Here is a 24,281-nt window from a genome sequence, read left to right as displayed (position 1 = left end):
GCGGGTATACCCGTCCGTATCTCGGGAACCGCACAGTGGACGCATGGCAACAGTGTAAGTGTGTCAAGTTATCGGCTTATTAGTACCGGTCAGCTTCACGGGTCTTTAGTCCCCGCTTCCACATCCGGCCTATCAACCCAGTGGTCTAGCTGGGAGCCTCTCGGGACGTATCCCATGGAAACCTCATCTTGAAGCAGGCTTCCCGCTTAGATGCTTTCAGCGGTTATCCCTTCCGAACGTAGCTAACCAGCCGTGCTCCTGGCGGAACAACTGGCACACCAGAGGTTCGTCCGTCCCGGTCCTCTCGTACTAGGGACAGCCCTTCTCAAGTTTCCTGCGCGCGCAGCGGATAGGGACCGAACTGTCTCACGACGTTCTAAACCCAGCTCGCGTACCGCTTTAATGGGCGAACAGCCCAACCCTTGGGACCTACTCCAGCCCCAGGATGCGACGAGCCGACATCGAGGTGCCAAACCATGCCGTCGATATGGACTCTTGGGCAAGATCAGCCTGTTATCCCCGGGGTACCTTTTATCCGTTGAGCGACGGCGCTTCCACAAGCCACCGCCGGATCACTAGTTCCGACTTTCGTCCCTGCTCGACCTGTCAGTCTCACAGTCAAGCTCCCTTGTGCACTTGCACTCGACACCTGATTGCCAACCAGGCTGAGGGAACCTTTGAGCGCCTCCGTTACATTTTAGGAGGCAACCGCCCCAGTTAAACTACCCATCAGGCACTGTCCCTGATCCGGATTACGGACCGAGGTTAGATATCCAGAGCGACCAGAGTGGTATTTCAACGTTGACTCCACCGACACTGGCGTGCCGGCTTCACAGTCTCCCACCTATCCTACACAAGCCGCACCGAACACCAATACCAAACTATAGTAAAGGTCCCGGGGTCTTTCCGTCCTGCTGCGCGTAACGAGCATCTTTACTCGTAGTGCAATTTCGCCGAGTTCACGGTTGAGACAGCGGAGAAGTCGTTACGCCATTCGTGCAGGTCGGAACTTACCCGACAAGGAATTTCGCTACCTTAGGATGGTTATAGTTACCACCGCCGTTTACTGGGGCTTAAATTCTGAGCTTCGCCTTGCGGCTGACCCGTCCTCTTAACCTTCCAGCACCGGGCAGGCGTCAGTCCGTATACATCGTCTTGCGACTTCGCACGGACCTGTGTTTTTAGTAAACAGTCGCTTCTCCCTGGTCTCTGCGACCTTCGAACGCTCCCCCAGCTAGTGGGTTCACGCCTCAGGCCCCCCTTCTCCCGAAGTTACGGGGGCATTTTGCCGAGTTCCTTAACCATGATTCTCTCGATCGCCTTAGTATTCTCTACCTGATCACCTGAGTCGGTTTAGGGTACGGGCGGCTAGAATCTCGCGTCGAGGTTTTTCTTGGCAGCATAGGATCACCCAATCATCCCGCATAAGCGGTCACCATCAGTTCTCAGGCTTAACAAGAGGCGGATTTGCCTACCTCTTACCCTACAACCTTGGACGTGGACTACCATCGCCACGCTGGGCTACCTTCCTGCGTCACCCCTGTTAATACGCTTACCTAATAGCAGTTCGGTTCGCGCGCTCCCCCGGCACGTCCCCGAAGGGATCTAGCCGGCTTCAGGCGCTTAGCATCACCACGGTCGGTATGGGCGATTCTTCGCCGGTACGGGAATATCAACCCGTTGTCCATCGACTACGCCTGTCGGCCTCGCCTTAGGTCCCGACTTACCCAGGGCGGATTAGCCTGGCCCTGGAACCCTTGATCATTCGGCGGACGGGTTTCTCACCCGTCTTTCGCTACTCATGCCTGCATTCTCACTCGTGTAGGCTCCACCGCTGGGTTACCCCGCGGCTTCACTGCCCACACGACGCTCCCCTACCCATCCACACACCTGGACCACGAAGGCCTGGTTATTATGTGAATGCCACAGCTTCGGCGGTATGCTTGAGCCCCGCTACATTGTCGGCGCGGAATCACTTGACCAGTGAGCTATTACGCACTCTTTCAAGGGTGGCTGCTTCTAAGCCAACCTCCTGGTTGTCTGTGCAACTCCACATCCTTTCCCACTTAGCATACGCTTGGGGGCCTTAGCTGGTGGTCTGGGCTGTTTCCCTCTCGACAACGGAGCTTATCCCCCGTAGTCTCACTGCCACGCTCTCACTTACCGGCATTCGGAGTTTGGCTAACGTCAGTAACCTTGTAGGGCCCATTAGCTATCCAGTAGCTCTACCTCCGGCAAGAAACACGTGACGCTGCACCTAAATGCATTTCGGGGAGAACCAGCTATCACGGAGTTTGATTGGCCTTTCACCCCTAACCACAGGTCATCCCCTCGGTTTTCAACCCAAGTGGGTTCGGTCCTCCACGCGGTCTTACCCGCGCTTCAACCTGCCCATGGCTAGATCACTCCGCTTCGGGTCTAGAGCACGCGACTGAATCGCCCTGTTCGGACTCGCTTTCGCTACGGCTTCCCCACACGGGTTAACCTCGCCACGTACCACTAACTCGCAGGCTCATTCTTCAAAAGGCACGCTGTCACCCCTGCTAGGGAGGCTCCAACGGATTGTAGGCACACGGTTTCAGGTACTATTTCACTCCCCTCCCGGGGTACTTTTCACCTTTCCCTCACGGTACTTGTCCGCTATCGGTCACTAGGTAGTATTTAGGCTTAGACAGTGGTCTGTCCAGATTCACACGGGATTTCTCGGGCCCCGTGCTACTTGGGATCCCCTTCGGGAGGCCACGCCATTTCGTCTACGGGGGTCACACCCTCTGTGCCGGGCCTTTCAATGCCCTTCGACTATGACGCGACTTTCTGACTCCCTATCACCTCGGCAGAGGCAATGGAAAGGTCCCACAACCCCGACTACGCAACGCCTGCCGGCTTGAACACGCAATCGGTTTGGCCTGTTCCGCTTTCGCTCGCCACTACTCACGGAATATCTCTTCCTGTCGGTACTGAGATGTTTCACTTCCCGACGTTCCCTCCACACACCCTATATATATCAGGTGCGGGTCACTGGACATGACTCCAGCGGGGTTTCCCCATTCGGACATCCTCGGATCACGGTTCGTTTGCCAACTCCCCGAGGCTTATCGCAGGCTACAACGTCCTTCTTCGGCTCCTAGTGCCAAGGCATCCACCATGTGCCCTTAAAAACTTGACAACATTAATCTTCTTGCAAAGATCTTCTTACAAAGATGCTCGCGTCCACTGTGCAGTTCTCAAGCTACGGGCGATCCCACGCTCCCCAACCACACCCTTAGGTGCATCGGCTGGTTCACCGTGATCCGCAGCCACCACCAAACCCCACCATGACGGCGACGATCTGGTCGGTCTGGTCTCACACCCACTGGCATGACCCCAGACCCTGGCGGCCTGAAAGCAACAAGCTTGCGCCCGTGCCCTCAGGACCCAACAACGTGCCCAGCCAACCCCTGCCCCACCTCGCCGCGTTCCACCCCACGCAAGCGCAGGAGTACTAGCAGCTTCCGCAGGTCGCGGTCAGCCATAGTCGATGTTCCACCCGTGAGCACTGCCCCCGACGCGTTCGGCCGGGGCACAGGCCTGGACACCACCAGCAACCCACTACAGGAAACCAGCTAGTGCCAGAGCTCCTTAGAAAGGAGGTGATCCAGCCGCACCTTCCGGTACGGCTACCTTGTTACGACTTAGTCCCAATCGCCAGTCCCACCTTCGACAGCTCCCTCCCCACAAGTGAGGTTGGGCCACCGGCTTCGGGTGTTACCGACTTTCGTGACTTGACGGGCGGTGTGTACAAGGCCCGGGAACGTATTCACCGCAGCGTTGCTGATCTGCGATTACTAGCGACTCCGACTTCATGGGGTCGAGTTGCAGACCCCAATCCGAACTGAGACCGGCTTTTTGGGATTCGCTCCACCTCGCGGTATCGCAGCCCTTTGTACCGGCCATTGTAGCATGCGTGAAGCCCAAGACATAAGGGGCATGATGATTTGACGTCATCCCCACCTTCCTCCGAGTTGACCCCGGCAGTCTCCTATGAGTCCCCGCCATAACGCGCTGGCAACATAGGACGAGGGTTGCGCTCGTTGCGGGACTTAACCCAACATCTCACGACACGAGCTGACGACAACCATGCACCACCTGTACACCGACCTTGCGGGGAGCACATCTCTGCACTTTTCCGGTGTATGTCAAGCCTTGGTAAGGTTCTTCGCGTTGCATCGAATTAATCCGCATGCTCCGCCGCTTGTGCGGGCCCCCGTCAATTTCTTTGAGTTTTAGCCTTGCGGCCGTACTCCCCAGGCGGGGCACTTAATGCGTTAGCTGCGGCACGGAACTCGTGGAATGAGCCCCACACCTAGTGCCCAACGTTTACGGCATGGACTACCAGGGTATCTAATCCTGTTCGCTCCCCATGCTTTCGCTCCTCAGCGTCAGTTGCGGCCCAGAGACCTGCCTTCGCCATCGGTGTTCCTCCTGATATCTGCGCATTCCACCGCTACACCAGGAATTCCAGTCTCCCCTACCGCACTCTAGTCTGCCCGTACCCACTGCAAGCCCGAGGTTGAGCCTCGAGTTTTCACAGCAGACGCGACAAACCGCCTACGAGCTCTTTACGCCCAATAATTCCGGACAACGCTTGCGCCCTACGTATTACCGCGGCTGCTGGCACGTAGTTAGCCGGCGCTTCTTCTGCAGGTACCGTCACGACCGAGAAAACCCGACCACTTCTTCCCTGCTGAAAGAGGTTTACAACCCGAAGGCCTCCATCCCTCACGCGGCGTCGCTGCATCAGGCTTTCGCCCATTGTGCAATATTCCCCACTGCTGCCTCCCGTAGGAGTCTGGGCCGTATCTCAGTCCCAGTGTGGCCGGTCGCCCTCTCAGGCCGGCTACCCGTCGTCGCCTTGGTGAGCCATTACCTCACCAACAAGCTGATAGGCCGCGAGTCCATCCCAGACCGATAAATCTTTCCAGACACTACCCATGCAGGCATGTCTCATATCCGGTATTAGCTCCGATTTCCCGAAGTTATCCCAGAGTCAGGGGCAGGTTACTCACGTGTTACTCACCCGTTCGCCACTGATCCACCAAAGCAAGCTTCGATTTCACCGTTCGACTTGCATGTGTTAAGCACGCCGCCAGCGTTCGTCCTGAGCCAGAATCAAACTCTCCGTAAATGTCTATAAGCAACCCCACCACCAAAGCAGCAAGGCAACCGACAAAACGAAACGACCCCGAAGGGCCAGTTGAACTGACCAAAAAACAGGCACCCCCCACTGACGGAAAGGCACCTGCATTAAGCCAATTTAAAATCCACCAACCCACAACAACCAGACAAAAGCCCAGCCATCACAAGCCAATGAACCAAATGGCATCGACTACTTAGCACGCTGTTGAGTTCTCAAGGAGCGGACGCGCATCCCAACCAGTCTCACAACCAGTCGAAAGGCAACCATTCAATCCTACCTTCAATCCCGGCCCCCACCAAATCCGCTTATTCAGCGAACCCACCGGGAACCACGATCAATCTTCGCACAACAATCCAGGCACACAAACAACCCGAAACCATCATCCAAAGGGGTGGTCGCCTGCGGGACCAGCCACCATCAGCGCGTCTTAGCGCCGTGATGTCCGTTCCTCCCAACCGGGCGACAAGAGTGAAGACTACGCACCCGCCCTGCGAGCGTCAAATCAGTCCCCCGAATGCCCTGGCACCTGCGCATCCACGACCGCGAGGGTGCGCTTGCCGCGACGCAGCACGGCCCATCGGCCGTGCAGCAGGTCCGCGCCGGCGAGCACCGCGGCCTCGTCCGCGATCCGCACGTTGTTCACGGAGGCGCCGCCGTCGGCAATCGCACGGCGGGCCGCGGCCTTGCTCGCGACCACCCCGGTCGCGGCTAGCAGGTCGGCGAGCAGGTCGCCGGGCGCGCCCTTCGCGGTGGGCAGCTCGGCGACGGCCGCGGCCGTCGTCGACTCGTCGAGCTCGCGCAGGTCGCCGCGGCCGAACAGCGCCTGGCTCGCCGCGACGACCTTGTCTGCGGCCGCCGCCCCGTGCACGAGCGCCGTCACGTCATAGGCGAGCGCGCGCTGGGCCGCGCGCGCCGCCGGCCGCGTCGACACCGCGTAGGCGAGCTCCTCGATCTCGGCCCGCGTCCGGAAGGTGAAGACCTTGAGGTGCCCGACGACGTCGGCGTCGTCGGCGTTCAGCCAGAACTGGAAGAAGGCGTACGGGCTCGTGAGCTCGGGGTCCAGCCACACCGTGCCCGTCTCGGTCTTACCGAACTTGGTCCCGTCCGCCTTGGTGATCAGCGGGGTCGTGAGCGCGTGCACCGCGTGCTGGTCCGACTTGTGGATGAGCTCGACGCCCGACAGGAGGTTGCCCCACTGGTCGTTGCCGCCGGTCTGCAGGCTCGCGCCGTGCCGACGGTGCAGCTCGAGGTAGTCCATTCCCTGCAGGATCTGGTAGCTGAACTCCGTGAAGCTGATGCCCTGGTCGCTGTTCAGCCGGCGCGCCACCGTGTCCTTCGCGAGCATCGTGCCGAGCCGGTAGTGCTTGCCGACGTCGCGCAGGAAGTCGATCGCCGACATCGGCGCGGTCCAGTCGAGGTTGTTCACCATGCGCGCGGCGGCGGGGCCGGTGAAGTCGAGCAGCGGCTCGATCTGCCGACGGATGCGGTCGACCCACTCGGCGACGAGGTCCGGCGCGTTGAGGGTGCGCTCCCCCGCCATCTTCGGATCCCCGATGAGGCCGGTCGCTCCGCCGACGAGGGCGAGCGGGAGGTGCCCGGCGAGCTGCAGGCGGCGCACCGTAAGGATCTGGACGAGGTTCCCGATGTGCAGGCTCGGCGCCGTCGGGTCGAACCCGCAGTACAGCGTGATCGGCCCCGCGGCGAGCGCCGAGCGCAGCGCCTCGACGTCGGTGCACTGGGCAACCAGCCCACGCCATTGCAGCTCGGCCAGGACGTCACTCACGAAGTTCTCCCTCAGATGCGGGCGGCGCGCCGAAGCGGCGGCCAGGGGCAAGTCTGCCGTGCTCGGGGCCGCGCCGGCGCACCGCGGCCCGGTACGCCGAGACGGTGGGCTCGGCCGGGAGCCAGGCGCGCCACGGAAAGAGGTCGCCGTCGCCGCCGACGCCGGAGACCCCGACGCGCGGCCCCGTCGCCCCCGCGGGAGCCGCGCCGGCGGGCCGGGCCTGGACGACGACGCGGCCGTCCGGGTCGGTGACGTCCAGGCCGCCGGCCGTGAGGTCGATCCCGAGCGCGACGGCGAGTCGGGCGGGGCCGCGCGCGAGGTCGACGTCGGACCGCAGGACGCCCGCGCGCTGCCGGCGCTCGCGCGCCAGGGCTGCGCCCTCGGTCACCTCGCCCGCCCGCAGCAGCACCGCGGCGGCGACGCCGGCGGGCTCGCACACGATGTTCACGCAGATGTGCAGGCCCAGGTGGCGGTAGACGTAGAGGCGGCCGGGCTCGGCGAACATGGCCGCGTTGCGCGCCGTCGGGCCGCGGTAGGCGTGCGAGCCCGGGTCGGCGTCGCCCCGGTAGGCCTCCACCTCCGTGATCCGCACCGTGACCCGGCCCGCCGCGCTCGTCGTCGTCACCGACGCGCCGAGGAGCTCGCCCGCCACGACCGGCGCGTCGCGGGCGAACCAGGCGCGCTCCAGCGGCGCCGTCACGGCTCGAGCGCCGCGCCGACGCCGCTGTCGACGATCACGTCGGCGCGCTCGCGCGTACCCTCGGCCGCGAAGTGCGCGGCCTCGTCCTGCGCCCAGGCGAGCCAGTGGGCGCGCATCGCCTCGCCGTCGCGGGCGATCCCGCGCGCGAGCCGCTCGGCGGGCGGCGCCTCGACCCAGACCTTCAGGACGGCGCACGGGTCGACGCCGCGACGCGCCGACCCGCACCCCTCGAGCACGAGCACCTCGGCGACCGGGACCTCGTGGACCTCGGCGAACTCCTGGGCGACCCAGTCGTAGCGGCGGTACCGGCCGGTCAGGCCCGCGCCGAGCGGGGCGAGCAGACCGTCCCGCAGCCGCGGCCAGACGCCCTCGAGATCGCCCCACCCGGCGAGCAGATCGTCGACGTGCACCACCTGCGCGCCGAGCTCGGCGCCGAGCAACGCGGCGAACGTCGTCTTGCCCGACCCGGCCGGCCCGTCAATGCACACGAGCCGCACCGGGCCCAGCAGCGGCTCGCTCCCGGCGACGAGGGCCGCGAGCCGGCGCGCGAGCGCCCGGCCCTGGTCGGCCGCCGGCGCCGCGGCCGCCGCCGCCCCGCCCGTCAGCGGGTCGTCCACGCGCGAAGCTCGGCGGCCCGGGCCCGGGCGCGCCCGAGCTGCTCGGCGACGCGCACCGGAGCGGTTCCGCCGTAGGCGGACCGGGACGCGAGCGAACCCTCGACCGTGAGCACCGCGCGCAGCGCGGGCGTCAGGTGCGCCGAGATGCCAGCAAGCTCGGCGTCGGTCAGGTCCCACAGCTCGATGCCGCGCTCCTCGCACTCGCGCACGCACGCGCCCGCGAGCTCGTGCGCCACCCGGAACGGCACGCCCTCGCGCACGAGCCACTCGGCGACGTCGGTCGCGAGGGAGAAGCCCTGCGGCGCGAGCTCCGCCATCCGGCCCGTGTCGAACGTGAGCGTCGCGACCATGCCCGCGAAGGCGGGCAGCAGGACGGTGAGGGTGTCGATCTGGTCGAACACCGGCTCCTTGTCCTCCTGCAGGTCGCGGTTGTACGCGAGCGGCAGCCCCTTGAGCGTCGCGAGCAGCCCGGTGAGGTCGCCGATGAGGCGGCCCGCCTTGCCGCGCGCGAGCTCGGCCACGTCGGGGTTCTTCTTCTGCGGCATGATGCTCGACCCGGTCGAGTACGAGTCGTCGAGGCGCACGAAGCCGAACTCCCGGGTCGCCCAGATGACGACCTCCTCGGCGATCCGCGAGAGGTCGATGCCCGTCATGGCGGCCACGAACGCGAACTCGGCCACGACGTCGCGGCTCGCGGTCCCGTCGATCGAGTTCTCGACCGGCCCGTCGAAGCCGAGCTCCGCCGCGATCGCGGCGGGGTCGAGGCCGAGCGACGAGCCCGCCAACGCTCCCCCGCCGTACGGCGAGAGCGCCGCGCGCGCGTCCCAGTCGACCCACCGCTCGACGTCGCGCAGCATCGGCCACGCGTGCGCGAGCAGGTGGTGCGCGAGCAGCACGGGCTGCGCGTGCTGCATGTGGGTCCGGCCCGGCATCGGCGCCTCGCGGTGCGCCGCCGCCTGGTCGATCAGCGCGTCGACGACGTCGAGCAGGAGCCCGGACACCGTGCGGGCCTGCTCGCGCAGGTACATCCGCACGAGCGTGGCGATCTGGTCGTTGCGGGACCGGCCGGCGCGCAGCTTGCCGCCGAGCTCGACGCCGGCGCGGTCGAGCAGCCCGCGCTCGAGCGCGGTGTGCACGTCCTCGTCGGCCGGCTCGGGGCGGAAAGCCCCGCTCGCGACGTCGGCGCGGAGCACCGCGAGCGCGGCCTCCATCCCGGCGAGCTCGTCGGGCGTGAGCAGCCCGGCGCCGTGCAGCACGCGCGCGTGCGCCATCGACCCGGCGATGTCGTGGCCGGCGAGCCGCCAGTCGAAGTGCGTGCTGAGCGACAGCGCCGCGAGCGCGTCGGCGGGGCCGCCGGCGAACCGGCCGCCCCACAGGCTCACGCGCGGCCCGCCCCGGGCTGCCGACGGCGTCGGCGTCGGCGCGTCAGGCACCGGTACCCGACGTCGCTTCGATGGGGAGCGTGCCCGCGCCGAGGTCCGGGCCGTTGCCGAAGCGCACGTCGCGCGCGGCCGAGAGCTTGGCCGACAGGCCGTAGATCTCGATGAAGCCCTTCGAGCTCGCCTGGTCGAACGTGTCGCCCGTGTCGTAGGTCGCGAGGTTGAAGTCGTACAGGCTCGAGTCGCTGCGGCGCCCGGTCACGGTCGCGCGGCCACCGTGCATGGCGAGGCGGACGTCGCCCGAGACGTACTTCTGGGTGTCCTCAATGAACGTGTCGAGGGAGCGCTTGAGCGGCGAGAACCACATGCCGTCGTAGACCAGCTCGGTCCAGCGCTGCTCCACGGTGCGCTTGAAGCGCGCCTGCTCGCGCTCGATCGTGACGTTCTCGAGCTCCTGGTGCGCCGCGATCAGCGCCATCGCCCCGGGTGCCTCGTAGATCTCGCGCGACTTGATGCCCACGAGCCGGTCCTCGACGATGTCGATCCGGCCGATGCCCTGGGCGCCGGCGCGGCGGTTCATCTCCTGGATGGCCTGCAGCGGGGTGACCGGCACGCCGTCGAGCGCGACCGGGACGCCCTGATCGAACGTGATGACGACCTCGTCGGCGACGGGAGGGAACGCCGGGCTGTCGGTGTAGGTGTAGACGTCCTTGGTGGGCGCGTTCCAGATGTCCTCGAGGAAGCCCGTCTCGACGGCGCGGCCCCAGACGTTCTGGTCGATCGAGAACGGGTTGTGCTTGGTCGTCTCGATCGGCAGGGAGCGACGGGTCGCGTACTCGATCGCCTTGTCGCGCGTGAGCGCGAGGTCGCGCACCGGCGCGATGCACTTGAGGTCGGGGGCGAGCGACGTGATGCCCACCTCGAACCGCACCTGGTCGTTGCCCTTGCCGGTGCACCCGTGCGCGACGGTCGTCGCGCCGAACTGGCGCGCGGCGCGCACGAGGTGCTTGACGATGACGGGGCGCGAGATCGCGGACACCAAGGGGTACCGGTTCAGGTACAGGCCGTTCGCCTTGAGCGCCGGCATGCAGTACTCGGTGGCGAACTCGTCGCGGGCGTCCGCGACGTACGCCTCGACCGCGCCGCAGTCGAGCGCGCGCTGGCGGATCACGTTCAGGTCCTCCCCGCCTTGGCCGACGTCGACGGCGACGGCGATGACCTCGGCGCCGGTGGCGTCGGCGATCCAGCCGATGCCTACCGACGTATCGAGTCCACCGGAGTATGCGAGCACGACACGTTCAGTCATGACAGTTCTCTTTCATCGAGGGACAGCTGATCTGGGGAGAGAGGAAGTTGGTTGGACGCAGGAAGGTCGTCGGCACCCGGCGCAGGCGCCGAGGTCGACGCCAGCGCGAGGAACCGGGCCGCGAGCACGCGCCCGCTCGAGCGTGGGTCGGCGTCGTCGAGCTCGCGCGCGATCACGAGCACCGTGTCGTCGCCGGCGATGGTGCCGAGCACGCCCGGCAGCACCGAGTGGTCGATCGCGGAGGCAAAGAACTGCGCGGCGCCGGGCGGGGTGCGCAGCACGACCAGGTTGTCGGACGCGTCGGCCGTCACCAGCAGCTCGGCGCACAGCCGCGCGAGCCGCGCCGCGAGGTACTCCGTGTCGGCGGCCGGCTGGGGGCTCCGGTCCCCGCCCTCCGCGGGCACGGCGTAGGCGAGCGCGCCCGCGGCGGTCCGGATCTTCACCGCCCGCAGCTCGACCAGGTCGCGCGAGAGCGTCGCCTGCGTGACCGAGACGCCGGCCTCGGCGAGCGCCGCCGCGAGCTCGGGCTGGGAGTGGACCGGGCGCCGCGACAGCAGGGTCGCGATGAGGGCGTGCCGGGCGGCCTTCGTCGCCGGCACGCGGGCCGGGGTTCCCTGGGCGGAGGCACCCTGGGCCGGTACGCCCTGGGCCGGTGCGCTCATGACTGCTCCAGCAGCCACGCCAGCAGGGCCTTCTGAGCGTGCAGCCGGTTCTCGGCCTCGTCCCAGACGACCGACTGCGGGCCGTCGATTACGTCGGCCGTGATCTCCTTGCCGCGGTAGGCGGGCAGGCAGTGCAGCACGAGCGCGTCCGGCGCCGCGAGGGCGAGCACCCGCGCGTCGAGCCGGAACGGCACGAACGGCGCCTCGCGCGCGGCGGCCTCGGCCTCCTGGCCCATGGACACCCAGGTGTCGGTCGCGACGACGTCGGCGCCCGCGACGGCGACGTCCGGATCGTCGGTCACGAGCACGGAGCCGCCGGTCGTGGCCGCGATCGCGGCGGCGGCCGCGAGCACCGCGGCGTCGGGCGGGAAGCCCGCCGGGGTGCCGATCCGCACGTGCAGCCCCGCGGTCGCCCCGCCGAGCAGGTACGACGCCGCCATGTTGTTGGCGCCGTCGCCGAGGTACGCGAGGGTCACGCCGGACAGCGATCCGACGCCGCCGCCGCGGTGCTGGGCGATGGTCACGAGGTCGGCGAGCACCTGGCACGGGTGGAACTGGTCCGTCAGCGCGTTCACGACGGGCACGCCGGCGTTCGCCGCCAGCTCGTCGATCCGGGACTGGTCGAAGGTGCGCCAGACGATCGCGGAGACCATGCGGCCGAGCACCCGCGCCGTGTCGGCGATCGACTCCCGGACGCCGATCTGCGCGAGGTTCCCGTCCACGAGCATCGGGAACCCCCCGAGCTCGGCGATCCCGGTCGAGAACGAGACCTGCGTGCGCAGGGTCGGCTTGTCGAACAGCACGGCCACGGCGCGCGGGCCGGTCAGCGGGGTGCGGATGAACCGGTCGTCCCGGAAGGCGAGCGCGAGCTCGAGGACCTCGCGCTGCTCGCGGGGCGACAGGTCGTCGTCGCGCAGGAAATGGCGGGTCATCGGGAGACCTCCGGGTCGGGGGTGGCGGTGCGCGGGACGCCGGCCAGGAAGCCGACGAAGTCGGCCGCCTGAGCGCGGGTGAGGATCAGGGGCGGCGCGAGCCGGATGGTGTCCGGGCGCACGGGGTTGATGATGAAGCCGGCCTCGAGCGCGCGGGCCGCGAGCTCGACCGCGACGGGCGAGGTCAGCTCGATCGCGAGCAGCAGCCCCTCGCCCCGGACGGCGGCGACCAGCGGGTGGCCGAGCGCCGCGATCTCGGAGCGCAGCTGCGCGCCGATCTCGCGCACGTGCTCGAGCAGCCCGTCGCGGTCGATCACGGCAATGGTCGCGAGCGCGGCGGCCGCCCCGACGGGGTTGCCCCCGAACGTCGTGCCGTGCTGCCCCCTGCCGAGCAGCGAGGCGGCGCGCTCGCCGTAGGCGACGGCCGCGCCGATCGGGAAACCGCCGCCGAGGCCCTTGGCGAGCGTGACGACGTCGGGCACGATGCCGCCGCCGAGGTGCGGGTGCTGGTGCGCGAGCCAGGCGCCGGTGCGCCCCATGCCCGTCTGCACCTCGTCGATGACGAGCAGGGCGCCGCAGGCGCGCGTCAGCTCGCGGGCCCGCGCCAGGTACCCGGGCGGCAGCGGCCGGACGCCGGCCTCGCCCTGGATCGGCTCGACGAACAGCGCGGCCACGTTCTCGTCGAGCGCGGCCTCGAGCGCCGCCGAGTCGCCGAACGGGATGAACTCGACGCCGCCCGGCAGCGGCTCGAAGGGTGCGCGGTAGGCCGCCTTGTGGGTCAGCGCGAGCGCGCCCATGGTCCGGCCGTGGAACGAGCCTTCGAGGGCGAGGATCCGCGGCCGCCCGGTGCGGCGCGCCATCTTGAACGCGGCCTCGTTCGCCTCCGTGCCCGAGTTCGCGAAGAACACGCGCGAACCCTCGGGCGCCTGGGCGAGCTCGAGCAGGCGCTCGGCGAGCGCGATCTGGGTCGGCGAGCCGAAGAAGTTCGAGACGTGCCCGAGCGTGCCCAGCTGCGCGGAGATCGCGGCCGTCAGGGTCGGGTGCGCGTGCCCGAGGGCGTTGACCGCGATCCCGGCGAGCAGGTCGAGGTACCGGTTGCCGTCCGCGTCCCAGACGTAGGCGCCCTCGCCGCGCACGAGCACGCGCTGCGGCGCGCCGAACGTGTCCATCAGCGCACGGGAGTACCGCTCGCTCCAGTGCGCGCCCGAGTCGCTCGCGACCAGGCCGGCCGCGGTGGCGGGTGCGGTGGCGGTGGACGGGGCGGGGGCAGCCGACGTCGCCGCGAGCTCGGCGGCGCTCATCTGGGCGCCCCCGGCCGGACGACGGGGATCGGCGCGGTGTACAGCGACGGCACGGGCTCGTCGTCGGGGAGCACCATCGTGCCGATGCCGCCCGAGGTGAACACCTCGACGAGGATCGAGTGCGGCTCGCGGCCGTCGATGACGTGGGCCCGGCCGACGCCGCCGGTCACGGCCCGCCAGCACGCCTCCATCTTGGGGCGCATCCCGGAGTCCAGCGTCGGCAGCAGCTGCGCGAGCGCGCTGGCCTTGATGCGACGCACGAGCGAGTCCCGGTCGGGCCAGTTCGCGTACAGGCCCTCGACGTCGGTGAGGACGATGAGCTTGCGCGCGCCGAGCGCGATCGCGAGCGCCGCGGCGGCCGTGTCGGCGTTCACGTTGAGGACCTGGGTGGGGTCGTCGATGTCGGGTGCCACGGTCGAGACGACCGGGATCCGACCGGCGTCGAGCAGGTCGAGCACCGCGCCGGGGTTCACGTCGACGACGTCGCCGACCATGCCGATGTCGACCTGCTCGCCGTCGATCAGCGCGGTGCGCCGGCGCGCCTGCAAGAGCCCGCCGTCCTCGCCCGAGAGGCCGACCGCGTGCGGGCCGTGCGCGTTGAGCAGCCCGACGAGCTCGCGCGAGACCTGGCCCGTGAGCACCATCCGCACGACGTCCATCGTCTCGGGCGTCGTCACGCGCAGGCCGCCCCGGAACTCGCTGACGATGCCGAGCCGGTCCAGCATCGAGTTGATCTGCGGGCCGCCGCCGTGCACGATCACGGGCCGCAGGCCGACCTGGTGCAGGAACACCATGTCCTCGGCGAACGCGCGCTTGAGGCGGTCGTCGGTCATCGCGTTGCCGCCGTACTTGACCACCACGAGCGTGCCGGAGAACCGCTGCAGCCAGGGCAGCGCCTCGATCAGGACCTCGGCCTTCTGGTGCGCGTGCAGGTCGGTGCGCGTGTTGAAGAAGAAGTCGTCGGGCGACGGCGTCGACTCGCTCGCCGTCGGCTCGCTCGCTGCGGGGTCGATCAGGGTCGGGTCGCTCGCGGTGGGGCCGCTCGTGGTGTCGGTCATGAGGAGTACGCGCTGTTCTCGTGGACGTAGTCGTGGGTGAGGTCGTTGGTCCACACGGTCGCGCTCGCCGCGCCGGCGTGCAGGTTGACGTCGACCAGGACCTCGCGCGCCCCGGCGAGGTCCACGAGGCTGCGATCGGCCCCCACCCCGCCGGCCCGGCAGACCTGGACCCCGTTGATCGAGACGTCCAGGGCGTCCGCGTCGTACGCCGCGACCTCGACGGGCACGGTGCCGACCGAGGCGAGCACCCGGCCCCAGTTCGGGTCGTTGCCGAAGACCGCGGCCTTGAACAGGTTGGACCGGGTGACCGCGCGCGCGACGGCGACCGCGGCCGCCTCGGTCGCGGCGCCCCGGACGGTGACGGCGATCTCGTGGCTCGCGCCCTCGGCGTCGGCGACGAGGGCCCGCGCGAGCTGCGCGCACGCCGCGGCGACGGCCTCGGTGAGCTCGGCGGCGTCGACCACGACGCCGCTCGCGCCCGAGGCGAGCAGCGTGACCGTGTCGTTCGTCGACATGCAGCCGTCGGAGTCGACGCGGTCGAAGGTCGCCGCGGTCGCGGCGCGCAGGGCCGCGTCGAGGACCTCGGCCGGCGCATCGGCGTCCGTCGTGAGCACGCACAGCATCGTGGCGAGCCCGGGCGCGAGCATGCCCGCGCCCTTGGCCATGCCGCCGACCGACCAGGGCCGGCCGTCGCCCGACGCGCGGTCGATCGCGACGGTCTTCGGGACGCTGTCGGTCGTCATGATCGCGACCGCCGCGTCCGGGCCGCCGTCGGCCGTGAGCTGGGTCGCGGCGTCGGTGATCCCGGCCCGGAGCAGGTCCATCGGCAGCCGCTCGCCGATCAGCCCGGTCGAGGCGACCACGACGTCGAGCGCGGAGATCCCGAGCAGCGCCGCCGTGTGCTCGGCCGTGGCGTGCGAGTCGGCGAAGCCGGCCGGGCCGGTGCAGGCGTTCGCCCCGCCGGAGTTGAGCACGACGGCGACGGCGACGCCGTCGGACACGGCCTGGCGCGACCAGACGACGGGCGCGGCCTGGACGCGGTTGGTGGTGAAGACGGCGGCCGCGGCGCGGGCCGGTCCGTCGTTGATGACTAACGCGACGTCGGGCTTCCCGGAGGTCTTGAGCCCGGCGGTGACGCCGGCGGCCCGGAACCCGCGGGGATGGGTGACGCTCATGGTGCGACTCCGTTGCTGGTCAGGCCAAGCGTCTCGGGGAGCCCGAGCGCGAGGTTGAGGGACTGCAGGGCGCCGCCCGCGGTGCCCTTGACGAGGTTGTCGATCGCGGTCACGGTGACCACCCGGCCGGCGCGCTCGTCGACGACGACCTGCACGAGCGCGGTGTTCGACCCGAGGGTGGCCGCCGTCGTCGGCCACTGGGGCGCGCCGCCGGGCCCGAGCGGGAGCAGGTGCACGAACGGCTCGTCGGCGTAGGCGGCCTCCCAGGCCGCGCGCACCGTGGCCGGGTCGGTGCCGGGCCGCAGCCGCGCGGTCGCGGTCGCGAGGATCCCGCGCGCCATCGGCACCAGGGTCGGGGTGAACGAGATGGTGACGTCCGGGGCGCCCGCGCGGCGCAGGTTCTGCTCGATCTCGGGGACGTGCCGGTGGCCGCCGCCGACGCCGTACGGCTGGGCCGAGCCGAACGCCTCGGACGCGAGCAGGTGCGGCTTGAGCGCCTTGCCCGCACCCGAGTACCCGTTGGCGAGCACCGCGACGAGGTCGAGCGGGTCGATCAGGCCCGCGGCGATGCCGGGCTGGAGGCCGAGCGTGACCGCGGTGACGTTGCAGCCGGGCACGGCGATGCGGTGGACCCCGGCGAGCGCCGCCCGCTGGGCCGCCGCGGTCGTCTCCCCCGCGTGCAGGAGCTCGGGCAGGCCGTAGGGCCAGCTGCCGGCGTGCGGGCCGCCGTAGAACTGAGCCCACGCACCGGCGTCGGTCAGGCGGTGGTCGGCGCCCAGGTCGATGACGACGACGTCGTCGCCGAGCTCGGCGGCGACGGCACCGGAGGCGCCGTGCGGCAGGCCGAGCACGACCACGTCGTGGCCCGCGAGCGTGGCCGCCGAGGTGGGCACGAGCACGCGGTCGGCGAGGGCGCGCAGGTGCGGGTGGTGCTCGCCGAGCGCGCTGCCGGCGTTGCTGTGCGCGGTGAGCGCCCCGATGCGGGCCTCGGGGTGGCCGAGCAGGAGGCGCAGGGCCTCACCGCCGGCATACCCACTGGCGCCGGCTACGGCCACGGTGAAAGACATTGCATGAATATACACCGGCATGCAGAACGATGCAGACGCCCCGCCTGCGTGTCGGGGGCGGGGATGATCCCGCGCACCTGGGACGTTGGCGGCACTATGCGCGCAATCGAAGCCACCGCCCCGGGCGGTCCAGACGTTCTCCGGCTCGTCGACCGGCCGGACCCCGTCCCCGGGCCGGGCCAGCTGCTCGTGCGGGTCGCCGCCGCGGGGGTCAACTTCATCGACACGTACCGGCGCGCCGGGGTGTACCCGATGCCGTTCCCGCACGTCGTGGGCTCCGAGGGCGCGGGCACGATCGTCGCCGCGGGCACCGGCTCGGGCGAGTTCGCCGTCGGGGACCGCGTGGCCTGGGCGCAGGCGCCGGGCTCGTACGCCGAGCTCGCGCTCGTCGAGTCCCGTCAGGCGCTCGCCGTCCCGGCCGGCGTGAGCGACCTCGTCGCCGCCGCGCTCCCCCTGCAGGGCCTCACCGCGCACTACCTCGCGACGTCGACGTTCCCGGTCACCGCGGGCCAGGACGTGCTCATCCACGCCGGCGCGGGCGGCGTCGGGCTGCTCCTGACGCAGCTCGCGGTCGCGCGGGGGGCGCGCGTGATCACGACGGTCTCGAGCGCCGCGAAGGAGGGCCTCTCGCGCGGGGCGGGAGCGAGCGACGTCGTGCGCTACGACACCCTCGCGGACCTCACCACCGAGCTGCCGGCGATCGTGCGCGGTCTCACCGGGGGCGCCGGCGTGCACACGGTGTTCGACGGCGTCGGCAAGACCACGTTCGACGCGTCGCTCGCGTCCCTGCGCCCGCGCGGCGGGCTCGCGCTGTTCGGCGCTTCCTCAGGCCCGGTGCCGCCGGTCGACCCGCAGCGCCTCAACAGCGGCGGCTCGCTGTTCCTCGTGCGCCCGACGATCGGGCACTTCATCGCGACGCGGGAGGAGCTCACGTGGCGGGCGGACGAGCTGTTCGCGGCTGTGACCGCCGGCACGCTCGACGTCCGGGTCGGCGCGAGCTTCGCCCTGGCCGACGCCGCGGACGCGCACCGCGACCTCGAAGGCCGCGCGACGACCGGAAAGGTGGTGCTGATCCCGTGAGCGTGTCTCCTGTGACCGAGTCCACTCCCGCGACCACGCCAGCGCTACCCGCGCTCCAGGTCGAGATCTGGTCGGACGTCGCGTGCCCCTGGTGCTTCATCGGCAAGCAGCGCTTCGCCGCAGGGCTCGCGTCGTTCGAGCACCGCGACCGGGTCCAGGTCACGTGGCGCAGCTACCAGCTCTCGCCCGACGCCGTCTCCGGCCCGCCGGGATCCGAGCTCGAGCTGCTCGCGCGCGCGAAGGGCCTCGACCTCGACCAGGTGCGCGAGATGTTCGCCCACGTCACCGCGCTCGCCGCGGGCGAGGGCCTCGCGGTGGACTTCGAGACCGTCCGGCCCGCCAACACGTTCGACGCCCACCGGCTCGTGCATCTAGCGGCCGCGCAGCTGCCCGGCGTCGCGGGCGATGTCGTGCAGGAGCTCATGAGCGCGCACTTCGAGCGCGGCATAGCGGTCGACGACGGCGCCGAGCTCGTCGCGATCGCGGGGCGGCTGGGCCTCGACACCGACCGGATCCGGGCCGCGCTCGCGCCGGTCGACGGCAGCGACGAGGGCGACGCGGCCGCCGACGCCGTGCGCGCCGACGTCGCGCAGGCGCGCGCGATCGGGGTCACCGGCGTGCCGTTCTTCGTGCTCGACCGCAGGCTCGGGGTGTCCGGCGCCCAGAGCGCCGAGCTGTTCGCGGCGGCGCTCGCGCAGGCCTGGGACGGGTTCGCCGACGCGTGAGGCGGCTGCCGTGCGGGGCCGCGCGCGGGGGCTGGGTGAGGGGGCTGGGTGAGGGGGGACGGGTGCGTCGCCTACCATCGCGGCCATGCCAGTGAAGCCCCCCGCCTCCCCCTTTCCTGCTGCTGCGGCCCGACCCGAGCCGCGCCCGATCGTTCCCGCCGACCTCGCGGTCCTCTCCGCGCTGAACGAGGCGGCCGTCCCGGCGGTCAACTCGCTCGGCCTCGAGGGCCTGACGGCGCACGTGCCGCGCTGCGACCTCGCGATCGCGATCGACGACGCCGCGGGTCGCCCGGTCGCGTTCCTGCTCGCGCTGGAGCCGGGCGCGGACTACGACAGCGAGAACTACCGGTGGTTCTCGGCCCACCGGCCGGGGTCGCTGTACGTCGACCGCATCGTCGTCGCGCCGCAGGCCCACGGCCGGGGGCTCGGTCGCGCGCTGTACGCGGCGGTCGCCGCGCGCGCCGGAACGCTCGGCCTCGCGGCCGTGACGTGCGAGGTCAACCTCGAGCCGCCGAACCCCGAGTCGCTGGCGTTCCACCGCCGGCTCGGGTTCGAGCAGCTCGGCGAGCAGACCACCAAGGGCGGCTCGGTGCGGGTCGCGCTGCTCGCCCTGGGAGTCTGACAGGCCCCTCGGCTAGCGGGCGGCCGCCGGCAGCCGGACGGCGACGCGGAGCCCTCCGCCGGCGCCAGGAGTCAGGATCAGGGTCCCGTCGTGCGCGCGGGCGATGCTCTCGACGATGGCGAGGCCGAGGCCGACGCCCGTGTGATCTCCGTGGACACGTTCGGTGCCGCGTTGAAACGGTTCGGTGAGCGTCGCGACAAGCTCGCGATCGAGGACGACGCCGGTGTTCTCGACGGTGAGCACCGCGGCGCCCGGGTGAGTCGCCGTGCTGACCCGCACGATGCCGCCCACCGGGAGGTTATGGATGATCGCGTTGTGCACGAGGTTCGTGGTCAGCTGGAGCAAGAGCGCTCGTGATCCGATCGCCGGCGCGATGTCACCGGAGGTCTCCACCGTGACGCCGCGCTTCTCGGCGAACGGCAGCAGGGTCTCAGTGGCCTCTTCGGCCAGGAGCGACAGGTCGACGCGCTCGTGCGGGAAGGACCGCTGATCGGCACGGCTGAGCACGAGCAGAGCCTCGGTCAGGTCGATCGCGCGGGCGTTGACCGAGTGGAGGCGTTCGAGCAGCTCGCTGTCGTCCTGCTGGCGCGCGACGTCCAGGAGCGCCTGGGTGGTCGCGAGCGGGGTGCGCAGCTCGTGTGAGGCGTTGGCGGCGAACCGGCGCTGTTCGGCGTCGTGGGCCTCGAGCCGCGCGAGCATGGCGTCGAAGGCGTCGGCGAGCTCGCGGAACTCGTCGCGGCGGCCCGGGAGATCGATCCGGTGGGCGAGCGACCCGCTCCCGGCGCGGCGCGTGGCCGCGGTGATCCGGGTGAGCGGCGCGAGCATGCGGCCGGCAAGGACCCATCCCCCCGCGAGCCCGATCACCAGGAGCAGCCCCAGGGCGAGAGCCGCCTTGGGGGCGAAGGCGCGCCACAGGTCGGATCGGCCGGGCACGAAAAGGTCCGGAGGAATGAGGGATCCGTCGGCCGGGGTCCGCGCGGTCTGGAACGTCGCCTGGTCTGGGACGTAGCGCAGCAGGAAGACCCACACGACCGCGACGAGCAGGATCCCGGCAACCATGCCGAACCCCGCGTAGCTGACGGTCAGCCTGAGGCGGACGCTCAGCCCGGGGTTCCTATGCACGCTGGCTCGCGTCGATGCGATAGCCGACGCCGGGCACCGTAACGATCAGCCACGGCGCGCCGAGCCTCTTGCGCAGCGCCGAGACCGTGATCCGCACAGCGTTGGTGAACGGGTCGGCATTCTCGTCCCACGCCCGCTCGAGCAGGTCTTCCGTGCTGACCACGCCGCCGTCGGCGTCGACGAGCACCTCGAGGACGGCGAACTGCTTGCGGGTCAACGGGATGTAGCGGCCGTCCCGGTAGACCTCGCGCCGGAAGGGGTCCAGGCGCAGGCCGGCGAGCTCCCGCACCGGCGGGCGGTGATGCGCCCGCCGGCGGTCGAGCGCCCGCAGGCGGAGCACGAGCTCCCGCATCGCGAACGGCTTGGTCAGGTAGTCGTCAGCGCCGAGCTCGAACCCGGAGGCCAGGTCGTCGAGCCGATCGGCGGCGGTGAGCATGAGTATCGGCATCCCGCTGCCGGACGCGACGATGTGCGCGGCGATGGCGTCACCCGACGGCCCCGGGATGTCGCGATCGAGGACGGCGAGGTCGTACGCGTTGACCGACAGCAGCTCCAGGGCGGCGTCGCCGTCCGCGGCGATGTCCGCCGCGATCGCTTCCAGGCGCAGACCGTCCCGGATCGCCTCGGCAAGGTAGGGCTCGTCGTCGACGATCAGTACGCGCACTCTCTCGATGCTAGGGGTCGCCGCATATCGTGGGGGTAACGAGAACTCCATACGGGCCGACAACGCACGGGCGCGTTCGCTGGGGACATGTTCCCCACCACACCAGTCCGAAGGGCGCCTCGACGAGCCCGCCCGGGCGCGCTCGTCGCCGTCGGCGTCCTTGTCGCTGGCGTCGCCGCGCTCGGGGCGAGCCTCGGCGATCGCCCGTCTGCGGCGTCGCCGGCCGGACCGTCGGCAGCGATCAGGTCGACGACCGTCGGAGCGGACGCCGCGCCCAGCCCTGACGCACATGGCGATGGCTCCGGGGACCTCGGCCCCGCAGAGGGGGAGGTTGGCGCGGGTGTGACGGTCTTCGACGACGCCGTACCGGCGGTCGCCAACCTCGATCCCGATCTGCGCGACGCGGTTCGTCGCGCCGCCACCGACGCCGCCGCTGACGGCATCACGTTTTACGTGAACAGCGGATGGCGCTCGCCGGCCTTCCAGGACCAGCTGCTGCGCGACGCCGTCACGAGGTACGGCTCGGCCGCCGAGGCCGCCCGTTGGGTCGCGACGGCCGACACGTCGCCGCACGTGCACGGCGACGCCATCGACGTCGGACAGTGGGACGCCTCGAGCTGGTTGTCCACGCACGGCGTCGACTACGGACTGTGCCAGATCTACGACAACGAGTCCTGGCACTACGAGCTGCGCCCGGAGGCCGTGGGCGGCCGCTGCCCGGACAGGTACGCCGACCCGACCGACGATCCGCGGATGCAGCCATGACGACGAGGCCCGTGAGACGCCTCTTCGTCGTCTACCTCGTCCTGCTCGTCTGGGCCGTGCTGTGGAAGTTCGAAGCACCGTGGGCGATCCAGACCGGCGAGCGCATCGTCAAGCTCGTCCCGTTCGTCGCCGCGGGTGGTGCGGGTGCGAGCGCCCCCGTCGAGGTTGCCGTCAACGTCCTGCTCTTCATGCCGTTCGGACTCTCCCTCGGCCTCCTCACGTCGTGGCCACGGCGGCGTGCCGTCGGCACGATGGCGGCAGCGAGCATTGCCCTCGAGTTCACTCAGTACGTGCTGGCCGTCGGCAGCTCCGACCTCACGGACGTCATCGCCAACACCGCGGGGGGCGTGGTCGGGCTCGGCCTGTTCGCGCTCGCGCATCGGCGGCTGCAGGCTCGAACGGTTCCGGTCCTGACCCGAGCTTGTGCCGTCGCAATGCTGCTCAGCGGGCTCGCCGTCGCGATCATCGTCGCGACTCCGCTGAGCTACGCGCCGCCCCGGGACTACCGATGCGACCCTCCGCACTCACAGTCGTGCGGACCGCCGGACAATCCCGGGCGCCGATAGGTGGGCACTGGCCGGGTAGGCCCGATCGCGGGGCGCTTCACCCACCCACAGGTCGTATTTGTGTATTCTTTTCCACAGATTTATCGGCCATTCCAGATACTGAGGTAGGGGCGCCCCAGAGCGGGGAGAATGTCAGTGGCGGTCCGTAGTGTCTTTTGCATGAACAGTTTTGAGGGACTCGCCGCGACCGCCGGGCGGGAGTTGAGCGTGGCGGACCGGCTGGCGCGGTTGCGGGCCGAGGTCGATGCCCTCGTTGCGATCGACCCGCGGGAACTCGGGGCGGGCGCGGTGGAGTTCTTCGATCAGGTGTTCGAGGCCTCCGACCGGCTGCACGCCGCCGCCGCGAGCGTCCTGCCCACGATCGACGACGACGGGATGTGGGCCTGCGCCGGGGCGCGGTCCTTCGCGTCCTGGGTCGCCGCGCGCGCCCGGGTGACCCGCGTCTACGCCCACCGCCTGACCCGCCTGGGCCGGGCCCTGACCGGTGACCTCACCCCCACCGCCGCCGCCATCCGCGCGGGCGGGCCCGAGCGCCTGGGGGTGGATCACGCGCAGATCCTGATCAGCGCCGCCGCCACCAGCGACCTACGCCGGACCCTGCTGGCCGACCCCGACCACGACGGACAACGGTTCCTGCTCACCCAGGCCCGCACCCTGCCCGCCGACCAGTTCCGCCTCGTGGCCCGACGCTGGGCCGCCGTGGTCGACCCCGACGCCGACGAGCGCGGGTACCGCACCGCCACCGACCGCGAATACCTCGACGTCGCCGCCACCACCGGCGGCTACCACCTCGCCGGGTACCTCACCACCGACCACGGCCAAGCCCTCCTCGTCGCCCTGGACGCCGTCACGTCGAAGCCCGCACCCGGGGACACCCGCACCGGACCACAACGACGCGCCAGCGCCCTGACCGACCTCGCCCGCACCTGCCTGGACCGCGGCCTCCTGCGCCGCGGCGCGATCATCCGCCCCCACCTGTCCGTCCTGATCGACTACCCCACCCTGCACCACCTCACCACCCACACCGACGCAGGAGACAAGACCGGACAGACGGGAACCTGCACCTGTCCGGCCGACGGGCTCGGGCCCGTGACGCCCGCGGTGTTCGAGGACGGACAGGTCGTCCCCCGCGCCGTGCTGGACTCCCTGCTGTGCGACGCCGCCATCAGCCGCTACATCTTCGGACCCGACTCCCAACTCATCAACATCGGCCGCACCGAACGCATCTACCCCGACGAGCTCCGCCGCGCCATCATCGCCCGCGACACACACTGCCAATACCCCGGCTGCACCGCCCCACCACGACTATGCGAAGCCCACCACACCAAACACTGGGGCCGCGACCACGGCACCACCGACGCCACCACCGGAGTCCTCCTGTGCTGGCACCACCACATCCACGTCCACACCCACGACATCGACATCACCTGGAAAACCCACCCCACCGAAACCAGCACCGAAAAACACGGCAAACGCAGCAGAAAAAACGCACCCACCGGCCACTGGGAATTCACCGACCGCAACGGACAACCACTCAGCCAATAGGACCGTGCGGTGCACGGCACAATGCGGGAAGTCGCA

General features: G+C 69.8%; 19 protein-coding genes and 2 rRNA genes. 6 read left to right on the top strand and 15 right to left on the bottom strand.

What is annotated here, in order from left to right; translation table 11 throughout:
• Positions 1-59: 59 nt before the first annotated feature.
• The 13 genes from J4E96_RS07120 to argC all read right to left on the bottom strand — a co-directional run bounded on the left by J4E96_RS07120 (position 60) and on the right by argC (position 17,156).
• Positions 60-3,166 (bottom strand): 23S ribosomal RNA (locus tag J4E96_RS07120).
• A 456-nt stretch (positions 3,167-3,622) separates the two neighbouring features.
• Positions 3,623-5,164: ribosomal RNA gene (locus tag J4E96_RS07115) — 16S ribosomal RNA — on the bottom strand.
• Together the 16S and 23S rRNA genes form the textbook arrangement of a ribosomal RNA operon.
• Before the next feature lie 514 nt (positions 5,165-5,678).
• A complete protein-coding gene (gene tyrS / locus J4E96_RS07110; RefSeq protein ID WP_227425071.1) occupies positions 5,679-6,959 on the bottom strand; it encodes a tyrosine--tRNA ligase in 1,281 nt (426 codons plus the stop codon).
• Entirely contained in the window at positions 6,952-7,659 is a 708-nt protein-coding gene (locus J4E96_RS07105; RefSeq protein ID WP_227425070.1) for a DNA-3-methyladenine glycosylase, read from the bottom strand. The genes tyrS and J4E96_RS07105 overlap by 8 nt, the downstream gene beginning before the upstream one ends.
• Entirely contained in the window at positions 7,656-8,276 is a 621-nt protein-coding gene (locus J4E96_RS07100) for a uridine kinase family protein (RefSeq protein ID WP_227425069.1), read from the bottom strand. The genes J4E96_RS07105 and J4E96_RS07100 overlap by 4 nt, the downstream gene beginning before the upstream one ends.
• Positions 8,261-9,709, bottom strand: a complete 1,449-nt coding sequence (gene argH / locus J4E96_RS07095) for an argininosuccinate lyase (RefSeq protein WP_227425068.1) — start codon at positions 9,707-9,709, stop codon at positions 8,261-8,263. Before argH ends, J4E96_RS07100 begins: the two co-directional genes overlap by 16 nt.
• Positions 9,702-10,961, bottom strand: coding sequence for an argininosuccinate synthase (locus J4E96_RS07090; RefSeq protein ID WP_227425067.1), 1,260 nt, complete (start codon positions 10,959-10,961; stop codon positions 9,702-9,704). Before J4E96_RS07090 ends, argH begins: the two co-directional genes overlap by 8 nt.
• Positions 10,958-11,623, bottom strand: coding sequence for an arginine repressor (locus J4E96_RS07085; RefSeq protein ID WP_227425066.1), 666 nt, complete (start codon positions 11,621-11,623; stop codon positions 10,958-10,960). The genes J4E96_RS07090 and J4E96_RS07085 overlap by 4 nt, the downstream gene beginning before the upstream one ends.
• Entirely contained in the window at positions 11,620-12,555 is a 936-nt protein-coding gene (gene argF, locus J4E96_RS07080) for an ornithine carbamoyltransferase (protein ID WP_227425065.1), read from the bottom strand. The genes J4E96_RS07085 and argF overlap by 4 nt, the downstream gene beginning before the upstream one ends.
• Positions 12,552-13,856 carry an acetylornithine transaminase gene (locus J4E96_RS07075; protein WP_227425064.1) on the bottom strand — a complete coding sequence of 435 codons (1,305 nt, stop codon included), beginning with the start codon at positions 13,854-13,856 and terminating at the stop codon, positions 12,552-12,554. The genes argF and J4E96_RS07075 overlap by 4 nt, the downstream gene beginning before the upstream one ends.
• Positions 13,853-14,914, bottom strand: a complete 1,062-nt coding sequence (gene argB / locus J4E96_RS07070; protein ID WP_227425063.1) for an acetylglutamate kinase — start codon at positions 14,912-14,914, stop codon at positions 13,853-13,855. Before argB ends, J4E96_RS07075 begins: the two co-directional genes overlap by 4 nt.
• On the bottom strand, positions 14,911-16,089 hold the full coding sequence (argJ, locus tag J4E96_RS07065; protein ID WP_227425062.1) for a bifunctional glutamate N-acetyltransferase/amino-acid acetyltransferase ArgJ: 1,179 nt from the start codon (positions 16,087-16,089) through the stop codon (positions 14,911-14,913). The genes argB and argJ overlap by 4 nt, the downstream gene beginning before the upstream one ends.
• The gene (argC, locus tag J4E96_RS07060; protein ID WP_227425061.1) at positions 16,086-17,156 is read right to left on the bottom strand and encodes an N-acetyl-gamma-glutamyl-phosphate reductase; all 1,071 of its coding nucleotides are present in this window, start codon (positions 17,154-17,156) and stop codon (positions 16,086-16,088) included. The genes argJ and argC overlap by 4 nt, the downstream gene beginning before the upstream one ends.
• 96 nt (positions 17,157-17,252) lie before the next feature.
• Between argC and J4E96_RS07055 the strand changes: the two genes are divergently transcribed.
• The 3 genes from J4E96_RS07055 (at position 17,253) to J4E96_RS07045 (ending at position 19,583) form a co-directional block, all read left to right on the top strand.
• Positions 17,253-18,236, top strand: coding sequence for a quinone oxidoreductase family protein (locus J4E96_RS07055; RefSeq protein ID WP_227425060.1), 984 nt, complete (start codon positions 17,253-17,255; stop codon positions 18,234-18,236).
• 11 nt (positions 18,237-18,247) lie between these two features.
• Positions 18,248-18,961, top strand: coding sequence for a DsbA family oxidoreductase (locus J4E96_RS07050; protein ID WP_227425059.1), 714 nt, complete (start codon positions 18,248-18,250; stop codon positions 18,959-18,961).
• Positions 18,962-19,046: 85 nt separating this feature from the next.
• Positions 19,047-19,583, top strand: coding sequence for a GNAT family N-acetyltransferase (locus tag J4E96_RS07045; RefSeq protein ID WP_227425058.1), 537 nt, complete (start codon positions 19,047-19,049; stop codon positions 19,581-19,583).
• 12 nt (positions 19,584-19,595) lie between these two features.
• On the opposite strand, the gene J4E96_RS07040 is transcribed toward J4E96_RS07045, so the two are convergent.
• Positions 19,596-20,687: a sensor histidine kinase gene (locus J4E96_RS07040; protein WP_406620452.1), complete on the bottom strand. Its 1,092-nt coding sequence runs from the start codon at positions 20,685-20,687 to the stop codon at positions 19,596-19,598.
• A 10-nt stretch (positions 20,688-20,697) separates the two neighbouring features.
• Complete coding sequence (locus J4E96_RS07035; RefSeq protein WP_227425056.1) at positions 20,698-21,369, bottom strand: response regulator transcription factor; 672 nt, start codon at positions 21,367-21,369, stop codon at positions 20,698-20,700.
• Between the two features lie 342 nt (positions 21,370-21,711).
• On the opposite strand from J4E96_RS07035, the gene J4E96_RS07030 reads away from it, so the two are divergent.
• The 3 genes from J4E96_RS07030 (at position 21,712) to J4E96_RS07020 (ending at position 24,245) form a co-directional block, all read left to right on the top strand.
• A complete protein-coding gene (locus J4E96_RS07030) occupies positions 21,712-22,134 on the top strand; it encodes a M15 family metallopeptidase (protein WP_227425055.1) in 423 nt (140 codons plus the stop codon).
• An 11-nt stretch (positions 22,135-22,145) separates the two neighbouring features.
• Positions 22,146-22,700, top strand: coding sequence for a VanZ family protein (locus J4E96_RS07025; protein ID WP_227425054.1), 555 nt, complete (start codon positions 22,146-22,148; stop codon positions 22,698-22,700).
• A 159-nt stretch (positions 22,701-22,859) separates the two neighbouring features.
• Complete coding sequence (locus J4E96_RS07020; RefSeq protein ID WP_227425053.1) at positions 22,860-24,245, top strand: HNH endonuclease signature motif containing protein; 1,386 nt, start codon at positions 22,860-22,862, stop codon at positions 24,243-24,245.
• Positions 24,246-24,281: the final 36 nt, after the last annotated feature.

Source organism: Pengzhenrongella sicca (assembly GCF_017569225.1).
Taxonomy (GTDB): domain Bacteria; phylum Actinomycetota; class Actinomycetes; order Actinomycetales; family Cellulomonadaceae; genus Pengzhenrongella; species Pengzhenrongella sicca.
This window is presented reverse-complemented; position numbering and strand designations above follow the sequence as displayed.

Coding starts and splice junctions, on each gene's coding strand:
- J4E96_RS07090 (WP_227425067.1), bottom strand. CDS start 10,961: ATGACTGAACGTGTCGTGCTCGCATACTCCGGTGGACTCGATACGTCG.
- J4E96_RS07045 (WP_227425058.1), top strand. CDS start 19,047: ATGCCAGTGAAGCCCCCCGCCTCCCCCTTTCCTGCTGCTGCGGCCCGA.
- argJ (WP_227425062.1), bottom strand. CDS start 16,089: ATGAGCGTCACCCATCCCCGCGGGTTCCGGGCCGCCGGCGTCACCGCC.
- J4E96_RS07020 (WP_227425053.1), top strand. CDS start 22,860: ATGAACAGTTTTGAGGGACTCGCCGCGACCGCCGGGCGGGAGTTGAGC.
- argC (WP_227425061.1), bottom strand. CDS start 17,156: ATGTCTTTCACCGTGGCCGTAGCCGGCGCCAGTGGGTATGCCGGCGGT.
- J4E96_RS07075 (WP_227425064.1), bottom strand. CDS start 13,856: ATGAGCGCCGCCGAGCTCGCGGCGACGTCGGCTGCCCCCGCCCCGTCC.
- J4E96_RS07085 (WP_227425066.1), bottom strand. CDS start 11,623: ATGAGCGCACCGGCCCAGGGCGTACCGGCCCAGGGTGCCTCCGCCCAG.
- argB (WP_227425063.1), bottom strand. CDS start 14,914: ATGACCGACACCACGAGCGGCCCCACCGCGAGCGACCCGACCCTGATC.
- J4E96_RS07055 (WP_227425060.1), top strand. CDS start 17,253: ATGCGCGCAATCGAAGCCACCGCCCCGGGCGGTCCAGACGTTCTCCGG.
- argF (WP_227425065.1), bottom strand. CDS start 12,555: ATGACCCGCCATTTCCTGCGCGACGACGACCTGTCGCCCCGCGAGCAG.